This is a genomic window from Devosia yakushimensis, from assembly GCF_030159855.1.
Classification (GTDB): Bacteria; Pseudomonadota; Alphaproteobacteria; order Rhizobiales; family Devosiaceae; genus Devosia; species Devosia yakushimensis.
On the sequence record NZ_BSNG01000003.1, the window covers coordinates 320478 to 337489 of the forward strand.

Sequence of the window (17012 nt, forward strand, 5' to 3'; positions counted from 1 at the left end):
GGCTCACCTCCCCAGATATTTGAAGCGGAAGGACGTGCGTGCAATGCCTGCAAAAATCAGCCGGAAGCCGGTGGTCAGCAGAATATAGAAGCCTGCAACGAAGACGAAGGCCTCAAAATTGCGCACTGTCAGACTTTGAATGTCGTTGCCGGCACCCGTCAGTTCAGCCACCGAGATCGCCGACAAAAGGCTGGACGATTGGAGCAGCAAGACGAATTGACCCGATAGCGCGGGGAAGATCGACGCAAGCGCTGGTTTCAAGACGATACTGCCGAAAATGGTCGTGCTGCGCATGCCCAGAGCTCGCGCCGCTTCAATGGGGCCAGGTGGCACATTATCGATGCCCGCGCGGATGATTTCCGCGAGGTATGCACCACCATAGATGCTCAGACCGATAATCGCGGAAGTCACCGGCGACAGCCTGATGCCCAAGCTCGGCAAGCCAAAATAAACGACAAACAACTGCACCAGGAAGGGCGTGTTGCGGATGATCTCGATATAGGTCAGCACGATCAGGCGGACCGGACGATTGACACCCATCGCAACCGCGCAGGCCAAGCCGATCAGAAGACCCAACACCATTGAGACACCGGAAATCCAGACAGTTGTCCAGGCTCCAGCAATGAGCAGGTCAATACGCGAAAGCGTGCCACTGAATTCCAAACCGTTCATGGCTCCTCCAATCCTTGTATCGGTATTGTCAGGCGGCCTATTGGGTCAATGAGGTTGGAGAGACGAGCCAGTCCGCCGTCTCATTTCGTGAGACAATCACGCCGTGCTGCATTTCAAGTTGGATGACGCCCCTGATGGCATCCAATAAGTTGGCGACATTGAATGTGTCGCGAAGTGAGGAGGTCCGCCATGTCGACCCAGAATGCCGGGGCAGTCCCAGCAGTCGAGATTGAGCAGATGGACAAATACTATGGCCAGTTCCAGAGCCTTACCGGCGTCTCACTGACCATTTCTCAAGGTGAGAAGATCGTTGTGTGCGGGCCTTCCGGATCGGGCAAGAGCACCATGATCCGTTGCATAAACGCTCTTGAACAGCATGAGGGCGGAAAGCTCATGGTGCTGGGCCGAGAGGTTACCAAAGACCGGGCATCGATCGATGCCGCTCGCAAAGCTACTGGGATGGTCTTCCAGAGCTTCAACCTATTCCCTCATATGACCGTGCTGGAAAATTGCATGATTGCCCAGAGGAAGGTGAAGGGCACGTCGCAAAAGGAAGCACGGGATCTCGCCCTTCACTATCTTGAGCGCGTTCGCATTCCGGAGCAGGCCGACAAATATCCAAGCCAACTTTCGGGTGGCCAGCAGCAGCGTGTCGCAATTGCGCGGGCGCTTTGTATGAAGCCCGCCATCATGCTCTACGACGAACCGACCTCAGCCCTCGATCCCGAAATGGTCAAGGAAGTGCTCGATACCATGCTCGAGCTCGCCAAAGAGGGAACGACAATGGTCTGCGTGACCCACGAGATGGGATTTGCCAGAAGCGTCGCCGATCGCGTCGTGTTCATGGACAAGGGCCGCGTTGTCGAAACGGCGCCGCCCAAGGAGTTTTTCGACAGTCCGCAAAGCGAGCGTGCAAAGACCTTCTTGGCGCAGATGCTGCACTAACCTCCAAAAGCTGAAGAAGCAAAAAGGCCGGTTTGAGACCGGCCTTAATTATCCGCTACCACGCGCAAGTCGGTCCAAAAGCAAACGGCCAGAGGGCCCATTCTAATTTCGCTTAGCCGGCAGCCGTGTAAGCCGTCTTCACCACGGTGAAGAACTCTGCTGCATACTTGCCCTGCTCGCGCGGGCCGTAGGACGAGCCCTTGCGGCCGCCGAAGGGGACGTGGAAGACGACGCCGGCCGTCGGGACGTTGACCATGACCATGCCGGCTTCTGCATTGCGCTTGAAGTGGGTGGCATACTTGAGCGACGTGGTGACGATGCCGGCCGAGAGACCGAATTCGGTGTCATTCGCCTTTGCCAGGGCTTCTTCATAGTCCTTGACGCGGATGACCGAAGCGACGGGGCCAAAGATCTCTTCGCGCGAAATGCGCATCTGGTTGGTCGCTTCGGTGAAGAGCGTCGGCTGCAGGAAGTAGCCTTCCGTGCCGGCCTTGACGCGTTCGCCACCGGCGACCAGCTTGGCGCCTTCGGCCTTGCCGATCTCGATATAATCGGTGTCCTGCTTGAGCTGGCTCGGATCGACCACAGGGCCGATTTCCGTGTTCTTGTCCAGCGCATCGCCGACGCGCAGGTTGCGCGTACGCTCGGCCAGGGCTTCGACGAAGGCGTCGTGGATGCCTTCGGTGACGATGACGCGGCTCCAGGCCGTGCAGCGCTGACCAGTCGAGAAGAAGGCCGACTGGGCAACGGATTCGACGGCGACCTTGAGATCGGCGTCATCTAGAACGATGGTCGGGTTCTTGCCGCCCATTTCGAGCTGGAACTTGCGGCCAACCTCGATGGAGGCGGCAGCCACGCGCTTGCCGGTGCCCACCGAGCCGGTAAAGGAAATGGCATGCACATCCTTGCTCTCGAGCATGGTCTGGCCAACGACCGAACCCTTGCCCATGACAAGGTTAAGCACGCCCTTGGGCAGGCCGGCCCGCACGAGAATGTCGACGATAGCCCAGGTGGAGCCCGGAACCAGATCAGCCGGCTTGATGACCACGGTATTGCCATAGGCCAGAGCCGGGGCAATCTTCCAGGTCGGGATGGCGATCGGGAAATTCCACGGCGTGATGATGCCGATGACGCCGATCGGCTCGCGGGTGATCTCGACACCGACGCCTGGACGCACCGACGGCAGCACTTCGCCGGCCAGGCGCAGCACCAGCGAAGAAGTCGAAAATCTGCGCGGCGCGGGTCACTTCGCCAATGCCTTCCGGCAGCGTCTTGCCCTCTTCGCGCGAGAGCAGTTCACCCAGCTCGGCCTTGCGGGCCAGGATTTCCTGGCTGGCCTTGGAGAGGATCGCATGGCGTTCGAGAATGCCCGAGCGCGACCAAGCCGGAAACGCCGCCTTGGCAGCAGCGATGGCCTGCTTTGTTTCTTCAGCTGTGGCGCGGGCATAGAGGCCGACGACCTCGGACGTATTGGACGGGTTGATATTCTCCACCCCATCCGAGCCCACCCATTCCCCGTCGATGAGGTTCTTGTGTAGTTCAGCCATGGTCAGCTTCTCCAAGCCACGCGACGGAAGGGTACAATCTCAATGTCACCCCATACGCCTTGGGTGGCATAGACCTCTTCGGCAAGGTAGGCATCAAGTCCGGCCCGATCTGGGAATTCGCAAAGAACTATCGATCCCACCATATTGCCGGCGTCGTCCAGCATGGCGCCGCCATCGACGATAGTACCTTCGGCCTTCATGGCGTGGATCTTTTCGAGATGGGAATCGCGATTGGCGAGGCGCTTTTCCAGGCTGCCGGGCTGCGTGCTGTCGCGCGCAATAATGGTGAAATACATGGCAAGCTCCGCCAGGGTTCTAAAGATGGAGATAAAGGGTGCGGTTTATCGCTTCGTCATGAAGTCGTAGAGCAGCTGCATCTGCCCCTCGAGCATATGGGTGCCATCACGTGTTGCGCATCCACGCGCACCAGCCTCGACGAGCAGCCTGGTCGGCACAGGGTCGGTAATCACATCGGCGACGACGGTTGCAGGGACCAGACCAGAGACATCGACAGGCAGGGGGTCGGTTGCCTTAAACCCAGCATAGCTCGCATTGATGACCACGTCGAAACCGGTGACGTCACCTGTGCCCTTACTTGCTCGCCCTGGATAATTGCGTTCCAACAGGTCGAGCAACGCACCTTCCTTCGTCGCGTCGGGATCGTGCAAGGCAATGCGGGTGGCCCCTGCTTCCAGAACCGACACCGCAATGGACGAACCGGCGCCACCGGCGCCTGCGACGTAGACCGACTTGCCCACCACATCGTGGCCGGCATTCTGCAGACCCTGCAACATCCCGGCGCCATCGAAATTGTCACCATGCCAGTGGCCATTGGGCGCCCGACGCATGGCATTGATCGCTCCCAGAATTGTCGCACGTGGCGAGAGCTCTGAGCAGTGTCGGGAGGCGCCGAACTTGTGCGGCAGCGTCACCAAGATGGAATCCACATTGGGCATGGCCATCAGTTCTGGGAGCGCCACGTCCAGACGGTCGGGGAGGATCTGGATAGGCACCAGCAGACCGTCATGGCCAGCCTTTTGCATGCGATCTGTCAGCCAGCCAGGTGCAAGCACCTGCGCGATCGGCGACCCAATGAGCAGATTGATGCGAGTTTTACCGGTGAGTGCAGTCACGTTGCGTGCCCATCTTTGGAGTGTTCAGTCGATCTTTGGCGGCTCGGACTGCGGTGCCATGGCAAAGCCGCGGCCGGCATAGTCGAAGTCGTGTAGCTTGTTGATGGGCTGGGATTTGTCGACAGGCGACGCGTAGTAAGCGCGGATCTCAACGATGCGATCAATCTTGTCGTCGAAGATGTACCACTCGTCACCACGTAGAGCTTCACCTACGGCGGTTTTCCAATGCGTCCACTCGATCACGGCTTCCTTGCCGTCGGCGCCCGCCAGGACCTTTTCGATCGTCCATTGCGAACCCAGCGTCTTGACGCACCACACCCAGCCATCAGCAATCGCCTTGGCGCCACGCCAGGGAGCGCCGGGCAGGCCCGGCGGGAAATAATGTACGGCATCCGGGGTAAAGCAGGCGACCAGTTCAGCATGATCGGCCGCATTACAGGCCGCAAAATAGCGACGGATCAGCGCCTCGGCCTTCTGGGATAGATCGGTCACGGGCCTATTTCCCCTGCTCAGCGCGCCAGGACGCGTATTCGGCCAGTGTCTGTTCATTTGGGGGATAGGTCCCCCAGAGCGGCTGTCCGGCATCGATCTTGGTGAATAGGAAGCGCTCACGCATTTCCTGCTCATATGCTGCATCGGCCAGTACCGGAGCCAGATGACGCGGAATGACCACCACCCCGTCAGCATCGCCGACGATAATGTCACCCGGATAGACCGCAACGCCCGCGCAACCGATCGGCCGCTGCATATCGATGGCGCGGTGGAAGGCGGGTCGCGTGGACGCGGTATTGGCTGCGCAATAGGCCGGGAAACTCATGCGCGAGATTTCGGTACCATCGCGGAAAGCGCCATCGGTAATGGCCGCCACCACACCTTTGCGCATCAGCCGGGTCATTAGCATATTGCCGGCCGAAGCCGCGCGAGGATCGCTACGGCTGTCGATGATGAGGACCTTGCCAGGCTCGATCGCTTCCACAGCTTCCCATTGCAGGTTGTCGTCGCCGCGTTTTGCCAGATCGCCCAGGTCCCAATCCTTGTCCTCCCGGGAAGGGATGAAGCGAAGTGTGAAGGCTTCGCCCGCAAAGCTGCCTGCATCCTTGTTGAGTGCGTTCAGACCCACAAGGAATTGCTGTCGAAAGCCGTGCTTGAACAACTGGGTAGTCAGAGTGGCCGTACTGGCCTGCTTCAGCTTGTCCAGGATATCCTGGGTGATGACGATATCGCTCATTTGCAATTCCAGGTCAGGGCGCACTCGGGACCGACACGTCACGCCCGCTATCAAACCGCCGGTTTTTGCCCCTGCCCGCTTTGCGATCGCTCACAGGATGCAACATGACTTTGGAAGAATTCACCGGGTGAAGAAAGTGCTGAGACCTGACCCAGCCGGACCACATCTCACATGGTAAGATTATGCGCCTGCAGCGAAACGGGACAACACAGCCTCATCGGGAGCAAAGCCAATGCCGCTACCAGGACCGATGATCATCTTGCCGTCCCGCAATGGTGGGGTCTGCTGCAGCCATCCCTGCGGCTCGACGAAGAGATATTCGAGAAGGCTGTCTTCCGGCAGGAGCGGCGCCATTGCCAAGGTGGCGAAGAAGCCCGGTCCAAAATAGGGCGTATGCGGCATGACGGTCTTGCCCAAGCTTGCGGCATCCCGGCACACGGTGGCAAACTCAGACACGCCACCGACTTTGGTCATGCTGGGTTGCGGGTATTTCAAGGCCCCACTCAGGCGGCGGAAATCGAACGCTGTGCAAGCGTTTTCGCCAGCGCCTACTGCCATACCGGCAGCTTCAATGCGTTTGTGCCCCTCATAATCGTCGGGCGGAAAGATGGGCTCTTCGATCCAAAGCACATTGCTGCGCTTAAACGACGGTATTTGGGCGACCGCCTCCTCGACCGTCCAGGCGCAATTGGCGTCGACCATCAAGACAGCCTCGGGACCAATGACGTCGCGAGCGGCGGCGATAATCACGGGGTCGACTTCGTGCAGCTTGATGTGGTGGAAACCCAGCTCCATGGCACGCTCGCACTGCTGCCGCACGATCTTGAGATCGCCATAGCGCACAAGACTCGCATAAGCGTTGATAGCGCGCGCCTCTACGACTTTTTCCTGCACGGCCGCAGCCAGACTCTGTTTCTCGCGTTTAGCCCGAAGGTCCCAAAGCGCGATATCGACGCCCGACAGAGCAAACGTAGTGATGCCGTAGCGGCCAAAGAGATGTAGTTTCTTCTGTGTCGCCACGTTCCAAGCCGGGATGTCGTCGATCACCTGCCCGATCACGCTGGGGGCGATCATGTCAGTGACCGCCGCATGCGTAGCGCGCGTGCAGAAATAGGCAAAGGCGTCGCCCCAGCCAACATTGCCCGCCTCATCCTCGATGCGGATTAAGACCATGTCCAGCGTGTGCCAGCGCGACGGCGTTGCCCCTGTTCCGCTCCCGTCATCCACAAAGGGAATGGAAACAAAAAAGGTATCCAGCGAACGGATCGGCGCGACTTCGGACATCAGGGCGTCTCGCTTGGTGTAATCGTGGTGACGGGTGACGGGCCGCCGATCTGGCCTGGCTCCAATTCGAGCACGTGTCCGGAAAGCGGCGAATGCATCAATGCCTCTCGCGACAGACCGAGCCTGGCGCTGGTCACGAACAGCCTGTCATTGCGCGCCCCCCCGAAACACAGTCCGGTGGGCGCCGGAACCGGTACGGCAATGGTACGGTCGAAATCGCCGTGGTGATTGAGCCGTATGACGCTCCAGCCATCCGCCATCGCGGCCCATATGCAATCTTCATTGTCAATTGCCAGCGCCGCCGGCGTGCCAGCAGCTTTCGGCAGATCAGCGAAAATCCGTTTGCGGCGATCGTGCAGGCTGAGCTGGTAGATGGCGCTCTTGCCCGGCAGCGCCGCATAAACATTCTGACCGTCACGGCTGATGGCGAGTGCAGAAACCGGCTCGGGCAATTCGAACACAGACTGCACCGTGCCATCCGCAACATTCATCGGCCCGATAGAGGTGCCATCTTCACCATCGCGCGTTGTCGCCGCCCACAGGGTGCCGTCCGGCATGCCCAGGATGGTCGTTACGGCCAGGCCTTGTTCCACTGGACGCAAGTCATAGCTCCCGTCGCGTTGCAGGAGCCCTATGCGGTTCGCGCTAGCGATGATCATGCCATCCTGATGAGGCAATGCGCCCACCAGGCTCTCTCCCAAAGCATCGAGACTGAACACATCATCAGCGCTGCGCAAGCCATGCACCGATGGGGCCAGACGGTCCAACCAGCAAAGCCAGCCGCGCTCGGCGTCCCAAAAGGGAGAGCTAATCGTAAAGCCCGAGGTTTCGCTGGCCTGGCTGATATCGGGATGGCGGTTTTTCGTTTCGAAGAGGTACGGCGCCAGCTGGTCCGATATGCGTTGCGCAGCTTCGGCGATTTCACGCCCGAGCTGCTCGGCACGCTCCACCGTCATGCGATAGGTGGGCCCGGCAACGCTGATGGCAGCGATTGGTCTGCCCGAACGGTCCCTGACCGCGGCACCAACGCATCGCGTTCCCATGACAATCTCTTCATCGTCGGTGGCATAGCCGCGCGCCCGGATGATCTGCAGCTGCGTCTTAAGGCTGGCCGCGTCCACGATGGTATGTTCAGTAAACCTCTCCATGCCGTCACTCAGGATGGCGTCTACCTGCGCCTCGCTGAGGGCGGAAAGGATCGCCTTACCCTGGCTGGTGCAATGCATGGGCTTCAGGGCACCCAATTTGGCGTTGGAGCGGCGCGAATGTGCGCCTTCAAACCGGCCTAATGCAAGAACATGGCGCTTTTCCTGCACGGCGAGATAGGCAGTCTCTCCGGTCATGTCGCGCAGCCGGCGCAGCTCGGCTGAGGCGACCGAGGCGAGGTCGGCAGACGACCAGACATTCTGCGCCAGTTCGAGAAACTGAAAACCCAGGGTGTAATTTTGGGTGACCGGATCCACCCGGATCAGCCCACGCGAGGTCAAAGCAGACAGGATGCGGTAGAGCGTGGCGCGCGCGATGCCCGTGGCAGCGGACAGTTCTGCAAACCCGATCTTGCCAGGGGCGCTACCGATACGTGTTAGGACCTCAGTGGCTTTGCCGATCAGGGCTGCGCCCTTCACATTGCTTTGTGGCTGCTCGTCTTCTTCCCAGTCCAGGGCCTCATCCCGAAGCTTGGCCATCTGAAATCAGCTCCTACGCTTCTCAATATTAAGTTCGATGGTTGCCGACATTTCCTCAACTGGCGCCAGGATCCTGGCGCCAGTTCCCAGAATTTGGCGCGCGTGGAGGTTGAAACCGTTGGCGAGATGAGAAACCGGTTCGATGCAAACGAAATCGCCATCGCCTTTATGAAGAACAAGATGGCTCATTGTCGGGCTGGCCGATATTGTAAGCGTGAGGTCGTCCTTGGTATCGACCTGAACATCGGACCAGCAGGACAGGTAGTGTGTGCCGCTGACGTTTTCATCAAACGCCTGAATCACTGGTTGCCGATCGCCTGTCGGCAGATAATCCTTGCGGATGGGCCACTCGTATTCGGCGTCGTGGCGAACACGCTGGCAGCCGGCGATATAGGGATGCCATCCCAGACCGACCGGCATCGCAGTCTCACCTCGATTAGTAACTGACAGCTTCAATCGCAGCCCGCCCTCGGTGATCACGAAGGTCTGCCGTGCGCTAAATTTCCAAGGCCAGTGCGGGTCGGCTGCCCGCTCCAGCGCCAGCGTAACTGTGGTGTCGTTGCGTTCCGAAACTTGCCACGCTGCAAGATGAGCGGGACCATGAAGTGTATGCGGCTGAGCGTCAGGATGTGACGGCAGCGCCACTTCGCATCCATCGAGGCGCAGGCGGCCGCCCTCGATGCGGTTATGGTAGGGGACCATTGGATAAGCGCCGGCCCGAGGCCAGAACGGCGGGTGGAACTCTTGTGCTTCCAGCGGGACAAGCACATCGACACTATCATGCGTCAGTCTTGTCACCCGGCCGCCAAAAGCGGGCGCCACTTCGAGCGCTATAGCGCCACACTTCAATAAGATCCGCTCGCCGATAGACATGTATCCTCCAATTAGTGAGGTACATGGTGGGTGGTGAGACGGTCAATGCATCGAGACGACGATGGATGCGAGTTTGCCTCACATTGTGAGACGAAAGCTAGAAACTGGTTATCAGCTACACATAAGAAGGTGTGCAAGCCCGGTCCGCGACTAGCCTCCATGATACGACCATCGCTGATAGCCCATACCCACTGACCGATGGCAGCTTTTGGGCAATCGAAAGCAGCTGCTGAACGGCCGCAATGGGGTCGACTGCTGACGGTCCGGTATGGTTTCCGAACAAAGTTCCAGACCGCATATTATGCGAATCCGGCACCTGCTTTGCGCGCCCAAATCGGTCGTTCATCACCTAACCGCTTCCCAAAAGGCAGACACCAGGCGCGCTATAGGCCTTTTGAGCGTCACGCTAGCAGTGGCATACATTGAGTGTCACCGGCACCGTAGACCTGTATCGGCAGGGATCGCCGGCTAGGAGCCGGTAATACCCATAATGGGTAAAAGGCATCCTCCCCCATTATTCCTCTTGCACCGCGATCTGTGACCGTTGTACACATTGGTTGTGAGCAATGGTCACAAGTAGCTTTTTATGCCTCTAGCCGAAGACGACTTAGTCGGGATCAACGAGATCGCCGATATCGCCGGGGTATCGCGACAAGCCGTCGCCAATTGGCGGGTTCGGTTCGCCGATTTCCCCAAACCTCATACCGAACTCAAGGCCGGCCCGGTGTTCCGAGCCCGCCAGATCAAAGCTTGGCTAAGAAAAAGGAAAGTGCCCATGGCTCGTGTCGTATCACTGATCAATCTGAAGGGTGGGGTGGCCAAGACTACCACCACCGTAGCGCTCGCGGAAACGCTCGCCTCCCGGTTTGGCAAGCGCATCCTCGTTATCGACTTGGACCCGCAGACCAACGCTACGACCATGTTGATCGGCGAGAAGAAGTGGGAAAAATTGAATGAGAAGGGGTGGACGCTGGCCACTCTATTCAAGGACGCGCTCGACCCGGAGAACAAAGCGTTCGACCTTCAGAAGACACTGCAGAAAGGCGTGTCCGACGTCCAGGGCGCCGAGAAAGTTGACCTGCTTCCTTCGAGCCTCGACCTGATCGACGTCCAGGACAAGCTTGCCAGCGCGCCCAGCGGGCAGTTCTATTCCGTCACACCCATCGACCTGCTGCGCCTTGCGGTGAAGTCGCTCCTCGACGACTACGACCTTGTGCTTGTCGATTGCCCACCCAACTTGGGCATCATCACCCTGAACGGCCTGCGAATCTCCGAAGGCTATATCATCCCCACGGTCCCGGACGTCCTGTCCACGTACGGCATTCCTCAGATCGTGAAACGCGTGGGCAATTTCTCGAAGGAGGTCGGAGAAGAAATCGCTCCGCTTGGTATCGTCATCACCAAGTACCAGGAGGCCTCTACCATTCACGTCAACGTGTCTCGCGACTTGCGCCGGCGCAATGATCCACCGGTCTTTGAGACGGTGATACGTCAGGCCAACCAAATCGCGGCAGCGGCCGAACTGCAAACGAGCCGGCGGACGCTCAAGCAGAAATATGGCTACGGCGACCTCGCTACCCGCTATATCGATCTGGCTCAGGAGCTGCTGGATAAGCTGGAGATCGACGCATGAACCTGAAGAAGACTCTTGGCGCGCTAGTCGCGATTATTTTGGAAGAGGCCGGGAGAAATCCCGACTTCAAGGAGCGCATCGAGGCCGTTTTACAGCCCCCGGCCTCCCGCCTGGAATCAGGACCCAAGCCACGCGGGGGCGGCCCGGAGCAAAGAGAACATCGGAAGGGTGGCCGCCGCGCGCCCGCCACCCTTGATCCTATCGACCTCGTCAAGGAAGGCGAACCCGCCTTGCGGGCGCGACTGGCGGACCTTGATCTGGAACGCCTGCTCGACGTCGTGGCCCAATACGGTATGGACCCTGGCAAATTGGTGATGAAGTGGAAGGATCGGGACCGCGTAATTGACCGCATCGTCGAAGTCGCCTCCGCCCGGGCGACAAAAGGAGATTCATTCAGAAAGGAATGAGGCTTAATGCCAGTCGTATGTCTGGAGGTCGTGGATGGCTGCTCAAGCTAGCGGCGGTGTACGAAAGACGTACGGGGCCGGCTAGGTGACTTTAGATCCGTAGCACGAATTATTTTGCCGGGCATGAGCCTTTGCCGGCTTCGTTGAAATCGTAGATTGTTGCCGCAAGTTTGGACGTGATTGGCGGCTCGGCAGCCGAGTTTGCGAAGCAGTAAAACCTCTCGCCCGACTTGTCGAAGGCGACCCTACCGGCAATGCCTTGACCCCATGGGGTGGCGCCGACACGGCATCTGCCTTAGCTTTGACCAAGATTGCGATCGCATCCGTTGGCTCGCCCGGTATTCGAGCGCCGCAGCCAGCAACAGCTGCTTTTGATCGCTTCAGCTTGCGCCCACGGGGTCGGTATCTCGCCAGCACCGTTATGGGATAGGTTGGGGTGATAATCGCTGGGACAACGACCATCTCACCTGGGAGCCGCCGGATTCGAGGTGAGATGGGCGATTTCCCCTCAAGATTGCTCCATAACCTTTGGAATTGCTATGCAGGATTGTTCAGGCACCTTAGTCTGCGAAGGTTATCGGTCGGCGGACCAAGGTCAACATGCCACACTATCTCGACTATCATTCCCACTATCCGATCGATCCGAGGGTACTGTTGAAGCTCACCTCGTCTTTCCTATCGGTCGATGCGAACCCGCATTCTACCCATCGGCATGGAATAGAAGCCAGATCAAGCCTTGAGCAAGCCCGCGAGCAGGTAGCCAGTCTAATCGACGCTCGCCCATCCGAGATCGTATTCACATCAGGTGCTACTGAGGCCAATAATCTGGTTTTCGAAGGCATCGCCACCCTCCTCAAGGATTTGGGGCGCACGGAGGTTCTGGTCTCTTCCACCGAGCACGCTTCGGTCCTTCAGTCTGCTAACCAATTGGAGCATAAGGGTTTCATGGTCGGGGTTGTACCGGTGACATCCGACGGCCTGTTGGATATGCGCGCCTTGGTAACAATGATGTCGGAAAAGACCGGGCTGGTCTCCGTGGCCGCTGCCAACCACGAGATCGGCACGCTTCAGGATCTCGGTGCCGTGTCGCAGGCAGTCCGCTCACGTGGTGCCCTTTTCCATTCAGATCTGGCGCAAGCCGCCGGCAAGCTGCCGGTATCTGCTGGCCTTCTCGACCTGGCCAGCCTCTCCGCCCACAAGCTGGGAGGACCGACCGGCGTGGGGGCGATGTATGTTCGCAGGCGCATTCGACCAAAGATGACTGCCCATCTCCGCGGCGGTCATCAGGAAAGCGGTCTGAGGTCCGGGACGGTGCCTGTGCCGCTATGCGTCGCGTTCGGCGAAGCCTGTGAAATTGCCAGTGTCGAGATGGCGAGCAATGCCGCCCACGTCTACGCCTTAAGGGCGGTTCTCGTGGACGGGCTGCTCCGCATTCCAGGATCATACATGAATGGCTCGCTCGACCACCGTTTGCCCGGCAACGCCAATGTGCGGTTCGACGGTGTGGACGCCGAGGCGCTGGTGACCTATTTGCAAGACATTGTCTCTATATCCACCGGTTCTGCGTGCAGCGCCCGGTCTCTCGAGCCCTCCCACGTTCTTCTCGCTATCGGGCTGTCGCGAACCCAGGCGGAGAGTTCGATAAGGATCGGCTTGGGGCCGTCCACCACCGGCGCGATAGTCGCCGATACGGTCGATGCAATCGCATCGGCGGTCCACGCACTCAGGTCTGTACGGAATCGAGCATGAATATGATCCTTGAAACACTCGAGCTTCCGCCTCCAGCCTCGGATCTCGGCGCCAAGCTCAAGGGCATCCTGGCCGATTTAAAGGAGGAGTACCTCCAACCCCACGATACTCCCTGGATAATCGGTTTCTCGGGCGGGAAAGATAGCACTTTGCTGGCGCAACTCGCGTTCGAGATGCTGCTGTCGCTGCCGCCGCGCAGGCGCACACGGACGGTCCACGTCGTGGCGAACGACACGCTGGTGGAGTCGCCGGTGATCGCCGATCATCTGGACGAAGTCCTGGCCAGGATACGAAGTTCGGTGGAGCCGCTCCGGTTGCCGGTCGTGGTCGCCAAGACCGTCCCGCCCACAGAACAGACCTTTTGGGTGAACCTGATCGGAAGGGGCTATCCTTCCCCGAGCCGCGTCTTCCGCTGGTGCACCGACCGCATGAAGATCGCGCCTACGACCCAGTATATCCGCTCGCAAGTCGACGCGTCGGGCCAGACGATCCTGCTGCTTGGCGTGCGACGCTCGGAATCGACCCAGCGGGCGCGCAGCGTGGGCCGCTACGAGAACGGGGAGAGGCTCAATCCACACAACAGTCTCCAGAACTGCTTCGTCTACAAGCCGATAGTGGAACTCAGCACAGACGAGGTCTGGCAAACCCTCCTGCAATCCAATCCGCCTTGGGGCGGGACGCACCGCGCGCTGGTGACCATGTACCGCAACGCCGGAGGCGGAGAGTGCCCGCTGGTGACCGACAAGACCGAGGCACCGTCCTGCGGCACGTCGTCCTCACGGTTCGGATGCTGGACCTGCACGGTCGTCGAAAAGGACAAGAGTGCGGAGTCGTTCATCGAAGCGGGGCACGGCGACCTCGAACCGCTGCTCGAGTTCCGTGACTGGCTGAAGGCAATCCGCGAAGACGGCTCCATGCGTATGGCGTCTCGGCGAAACGGCACGCTGAACTTCGTCGGCGAGGGTCGGCTTATCCCGGGACCGTTCACCCTCGAAGCCAGGGAGGAGATCCTGACGCGGTTGATCGCCGTCCAGGACGAGGTCGACGTGCAACTTATCTCGCCCGATGAGATCGAGGCCATCCGGAAGATCTGGGCGGCCGACCTGGTGACTCTTGCGGCGGCGGACCGGGCGTGACATTGCCGGCTGTGTCGCTTCTCGAACGGCTGTCACAGGCGCGCTTCCAATTCGGGGGCACGGGAAACCGCCGCAGGCTTTTCACCGTTTTCGACGAGATATTGGCGGAAACGGGCAACGGCTCGGACGAAGGCGCGATTCTGCCTGAGCTGCGGGCACCGGAACGCGCGGCGAGCTTCTCGTTCACGGGCATGACAGTCAACAATTGGAAAGCATTCGACCAGGCCGAATTCACTTTCCCGCAAAGCGGAGATGGCCGTTCGGTCATCCTGGTGGGGGGGAACAACGGCAATGGCAAGACCAGCATCCTCGAAGCCGTGATGTACGGACTTTACGGGGTCCGTGGACATCTCGACACCGGTCGTGCCGTCCGGCCCGATGCCGGTGATGTGCCGGTCGCGGGCAGGCGGGCGGACTACCAGAGGTTCATGGAGCGGGCACTGCACCGCCCGGCATTCGAGCGGGGCGAGACGACGATCTCCATCCGCATCTCCGCCGCGACGGGTGAGGGGCCGATCGAGATCGATCGGCAGTGGTATTTCGACGACGAAGGTCATTTCTCTGTTGGGGACGAGGAGCTAGTACTGCGGATAGGCGACGATCGCCACCTACTTCAGGTGCCCGAGGCGGAAGACCCCGCCGAATTCTACCAGAGGGAAATCGGCCGGCTGCTGGCCCCGGCCAGCATGATGCCTTTTTTCCTCTTCGACGGCGAACACGTACGTAGGCTTGCCGAGCAGGAATTGGACGGTCAGGTCCGTTACGGTATCGAAAGTGCACTCGGCCTTACCACGCTGCGATCCCTTGTCGACGACCTGAGGGACTATGCGCGTGATCGCGAGCGCGATCTGTCCGCCGAGGACGCCGATAACTCGAGCGCGGCGGCGTTGTCGAAACTCGAGGCAGAGCTGGAGGAAGCCGGTCGTGAACTCGAGCTGATCGAAGCCGAACTGCAACCGCTGCGCGCCCGTCGGGATGACATGGTCCAGGAAATGGGGTCGCTGGGGGTCGCCACCTACGATGCGCAGAAGGACAGGTTGGAGCGGCGCAAGGCACTCGAGGCGGAGATCAAGTCGGGGCGAGACACTCTCATGTCGGCAGCGTCCCGCCTGCCTTTCGCCCTGGTCGGCACGGACCTGCTGGAGCGAACCGTCCGCAGCCTGGAGAAAACCGGTCGCGAGGCCGATCGCCTTTCGAGGTACGACGACGTGATGCTGCAGCGCCTGTTGGCTGCCTCGCGGGATGTGCAGCCGAAATTGACGGACGCGGAGCAGTCCCTCATCGACCAGCGGATCGGCGCCGCGTGGAAGGCGATGCGAGCCGACGCAACTCGAGGATCGCGGTCAAGTCAGGAAAAGAGTCTACACGACTACCTGGCGGGGCTGCGGATTGACCGTGTCACCGAAGCCCTTCGGATGGCGGCCACCACGGGGCAGCAGGTCAAGGACAGCCTTGGGACGCTCGAGACTTCAAAGCGTCTGCTCAAGGAAATGGGAGACGCGGAGGATACCCGCGCAAGGACCGTGGAGATCAGACGAGCATTGGCGGAAGAACTCGGTGCCGTAAACCAGGCCATTTCGGCTCTGGAGCTCAAGCGCAGGGCGTTAGACCAGAACCTCGGACGGATCCAGACCGCCCTTGCCCCGCTCCGTGACGAGCGACTGCGGCGGCGCTCGCAACGGGCTGGCTCCACCTCTTTGTCGGATCGCGTGGCCGCGGCGCATTCGACAGTCGCGAGCTTGTCGCGGGCGATGGAGGCCGTCGTTCCGACCTACTACGCGCAGCTGGCCAGCAAGGTTACCGAGATCTACCGGGCGCTGGCGCACAAGGGGATAGTCCAGCGGGTCGACATCGACACCAGCGGTGCCGTGACACTCCTCGACGCCGCTGGTCGGAACCTGCGCAATACCGATCCATCCGCGGGCGAGAGCCAGATTTTCGCCATGTCCTTGATCTCCGCGATCTCCGACATGCTCGGTAGTCCGCTTCCCCTCATCATCGACACACCCTTGGGGCGGCTGGATCCCGGCCATCGCGAGCGCATATTGGCCCACTTCGCCAACCGGCCGGTCCAGACCATATTGCTCTCTCAGCCGGAGGAGGTGGGCGGGCGCTACTACGACCTGATCAAGTCGCGCCTGCTGGCCGAGTTCCATCTTACATACGTGCCGGGGGCGGACGGTTTGGGTCGCTCCACCCTCAGCCCCGGCTACTTCCCGAGGCACGCAGCATGAGCGACCCGCTACTTCCCCTGCAGATCGGCGACATCGCACGTGCGGATTTCCGAACGTCATTCCACGCCGACACCGTAAACGCTTCGATCCAGAAAAAATTCGCCTTCCAGTTCAAGTACCAACCCGCGCGCTTGGCACTGGCGCTGTCGTTGCGCATCCCGACCCCCCCGGATGCCCCCGCCGATACCTCGGGGCGTCCGATAAAAGGCGACTTCCTCTTCGGATCCGACGAAGCGGAGCTTTCCGCCTGGGTAGCCTTGATCGTGCAGCACGCGGGAGGGATGGACCTGACGCGAAAGATGTTCCAAGCCCTGGTATCGGCTCACTGGGCCCGAGGAACCGCCAAGCTGGGCGGCATCGCCGACGAACTACCCGCGGAACCTGAAACCTTGGTCGCCCTTCTTGCCGAAAGGTTTGACATCGCCTGAAACGCCCAAGATAAGGCTATTTAAATCATAGCGTGCGCACTTTGGCCCTTTGGGGGGG

General features: G+C 60.1%; 15 protein-coding genes and 1 pseudogene. 7 read left to right on the forward strand and 9 right to left on the reverse strand.

The genetic code is table 11. From position 1 onward, the window contains the following. Positions 1 to 3 precede the first annotated feature (3 nt). Complete coding sequence (locus QQL79_RS20005) at positions 4 to 672, reverse strand: amino acid ABC transporter permease (RefSeq protein ID WP_284393854.1); 669 nt, start codon at positions 670 to 672, stop codon at positions 4 to 6. 189 nt (positions 673 to 861) lie between these two features. Between QQL79_RS20005 and QQL79_RS20010 the strand changes: the two genes are divergently transcribed. Then, positions 862 to 1617 (forward strand): amino acid ABC transporter ATP-binding protein, encoded by a 756-nt coding sequence (locus QQL79_RS20010; RefSeq protein WP_284393855.1) that lies wholly within the window; start codon positions 862 to 864, stop codon positions 1615 to 1617. Positions 1618 to 1729: 112 nt separating this feature from the next. Here the strand turns inward: QQL79_RS20010 and QQL79_RS20015 are convergent. From QQL79_RS20015 to QQL79_RS20050, 8 genes and pseudogenes are all read right to left on the reverse strand, one after another. After that, a pseudogene (locus QQL79_RS20015) lies at positions 1730 to 3164 on the reverse strand (aldehyde dehydrogenase family protein). Positions 3165 to 3166: 2 nt separating this feature from the next. Continuing rightward, complete coding sequence (locus QQL79_RS20020) at positions 3167 to 3460, reverse strand: YciI family protein (RefSeq protein WP_284393856.1); 294 nt, start codon at positions 3458 to 3460, stop codon at positions 3167 to 3169. Between the two features lie 45 nt (positions 3461 to 3505). Next, the gene (locus QQL79_RS20025; RefSeq protein ID WP_284393858.1) at positions 3506 to 4297 is read right to left on the reverse strand and encodes a shikimate dehydrogenase family protein; all 792 of its coding nucleotides are present in this window, start codon (positions 4295 to 4297) and stop codon (positions 3506 to 3508) included. A gap of 24 nt (positions 4298 to 4321) precedes the next feature. After that, positions 4322 to 4789 (reverse strand): nuclear transport factor 2 family protein, encoded by a 468-nt coding sequence (locus tag QQL79_RS20030; protein WP_284393859.1) that lies wholly within the window; start codon positions 4787 to 4789, stop codon positions 4322 to 4324. 4 nt (positions 4790 to 4793) lie between these two features. Further along, the gene (locus QQL79_RS20035) at positions 4794 to 5525 is read right to left on the reverse strand and encodes a ribonuclease activity regulator RraA (RefSeq protein ID WP_284393860.1); all 732 of its coding nucleotides are present in this window, start codon (positions 5523 to 5525) and stop codon (positions 4794 to 4796) included. Positions 5526 to 5705: 180 nt separating this feature from the next. Further along, positions 5706 to 6809 carry a mandelate racemase/muconate lactonizing enzyme family protein gene (locus tag QQL79_RS20040; RefSeq protein WP_284393861.1) on the reverse strand — a complete coding sequence of 368 codons (1104 nt, stop codon included), beginning with the start codon at positions 6807 to 6809 and terminating at the stop codon, positions 5706 to 5708. Continuing rightward, positions 6809 to 8494, reverse strand: coding sequence for an IclR family transcriptional regulator domain-containing protein (locus QQL79_RS20045; protein ID WP_284393862.1), 1686 nt, complete (start codon positions 8492 to 8494; stop codon positions 6809 to 6811). Before QQL79_RS20045 ends, QQL79_RS20040 begins: the two co-directional genes overlap by 1 nt. Before the next feature lie 6 nt (positions 8495 to 8500). Then, positions 8501 to 9367 (reverse strand): aldose 1-epimerase, encoded by an 867-nt coding sequence (locus QQL79_RS20050; RefSeq protein WP_284393863.1) that lies wholly within the window; start codon positions 9365 to 9367, stop codon positions 8501 to 8503. 586 nt (positions 9368 to 9953) lie between these two features. Here QQL79_RS20050 and QQL79_RS20055 point away from each other — a divergent pair. The 6 genes from QQL79_RS20055 to QQL79_RS20080 all read left to right on the forward strand — a co-directional run bounded on the left by QQL79_RS20055 (position 9954) and on the right by QQL79_RS20080 (position 16954). Further along, on the forward strand, positions 9954 to 11000 hold the full coding sequence (locus QQL79_RS20055; RefSeq protein ID WP_284393864.1) for a ParA family protein: 1047 nt from the start codon (positions 9954 to 9956) through the stop codon (positions 10998 to 11000). After that, positions 10997 to 11407: a hypothetical protein gene (locus tag QQL79_RS20060; protein ID WP_284393865.1), complete on the forward strand. Its 411-nt coding sequence runs from the start codon at positions 10997 to 10999 to the stop codon at positions 11405 to 11407. The genes QQL79_RS20055 and QQL79_RS20060 overlap by 4 nt, the downstream gene beginning before the upstream one ends. A 600-nt stretch (positions 11408 to 12007) precedes the next feature. Beyond that, on the forward strand, positions 12008 to 13156 hold the full coding sequence (locus QQL79_RS20065; protein ID WP_284393866.1) for a cysteine desulfurase family protein: 1149 nt from the start codon (positions 12008 to 12010) through the stop codon (positions 13154 to 13156). After that, positions 13153 to 14292, forward strand: coding sequence for a DNA phosphorothioation system sulfurtransferase DndC (gene dndC, locus QQL79_RS20070; protein ID WP_284393867.1), 1140 nt, complete (start codon positions 13153 to 13155; stop codon positions 14290 to 14292). Before QQL79_RS20065 ends, dndC begins: the two co-directional genes overlap by 4 nt. Beyond that, positions 14289 to 16526: an AAA family ATPase gene (locus QQL79_RS20075; RefSeq protein ID WP_284393868.1), complete on the forward strand. Its 2238-nt coding sequence runs from the start codon at positions 14289 to 14291 to the stop codon at positions 16524 to 16526. The genes dndC and QQL79_RS20075 overlap by 4 nt, the downstream gene beginning before the upstream one ends. After that, on the forward strand, positions 16523 to 16954 hold the full coding sequence (locus QQL79_RS20080; protein ID WP_284393869.1) for a hypothetical protein: 432 nt from the start codon (positions 16523 to 16525) through the stop codon (positions 16952 to 16954). Before QQL79_RS20075 ends, QQL79_RS20080 begins: the two co-directional genes overlap by 4 nt. Positions 16955 to 17012: the final 58 nt, after the last annotated feature.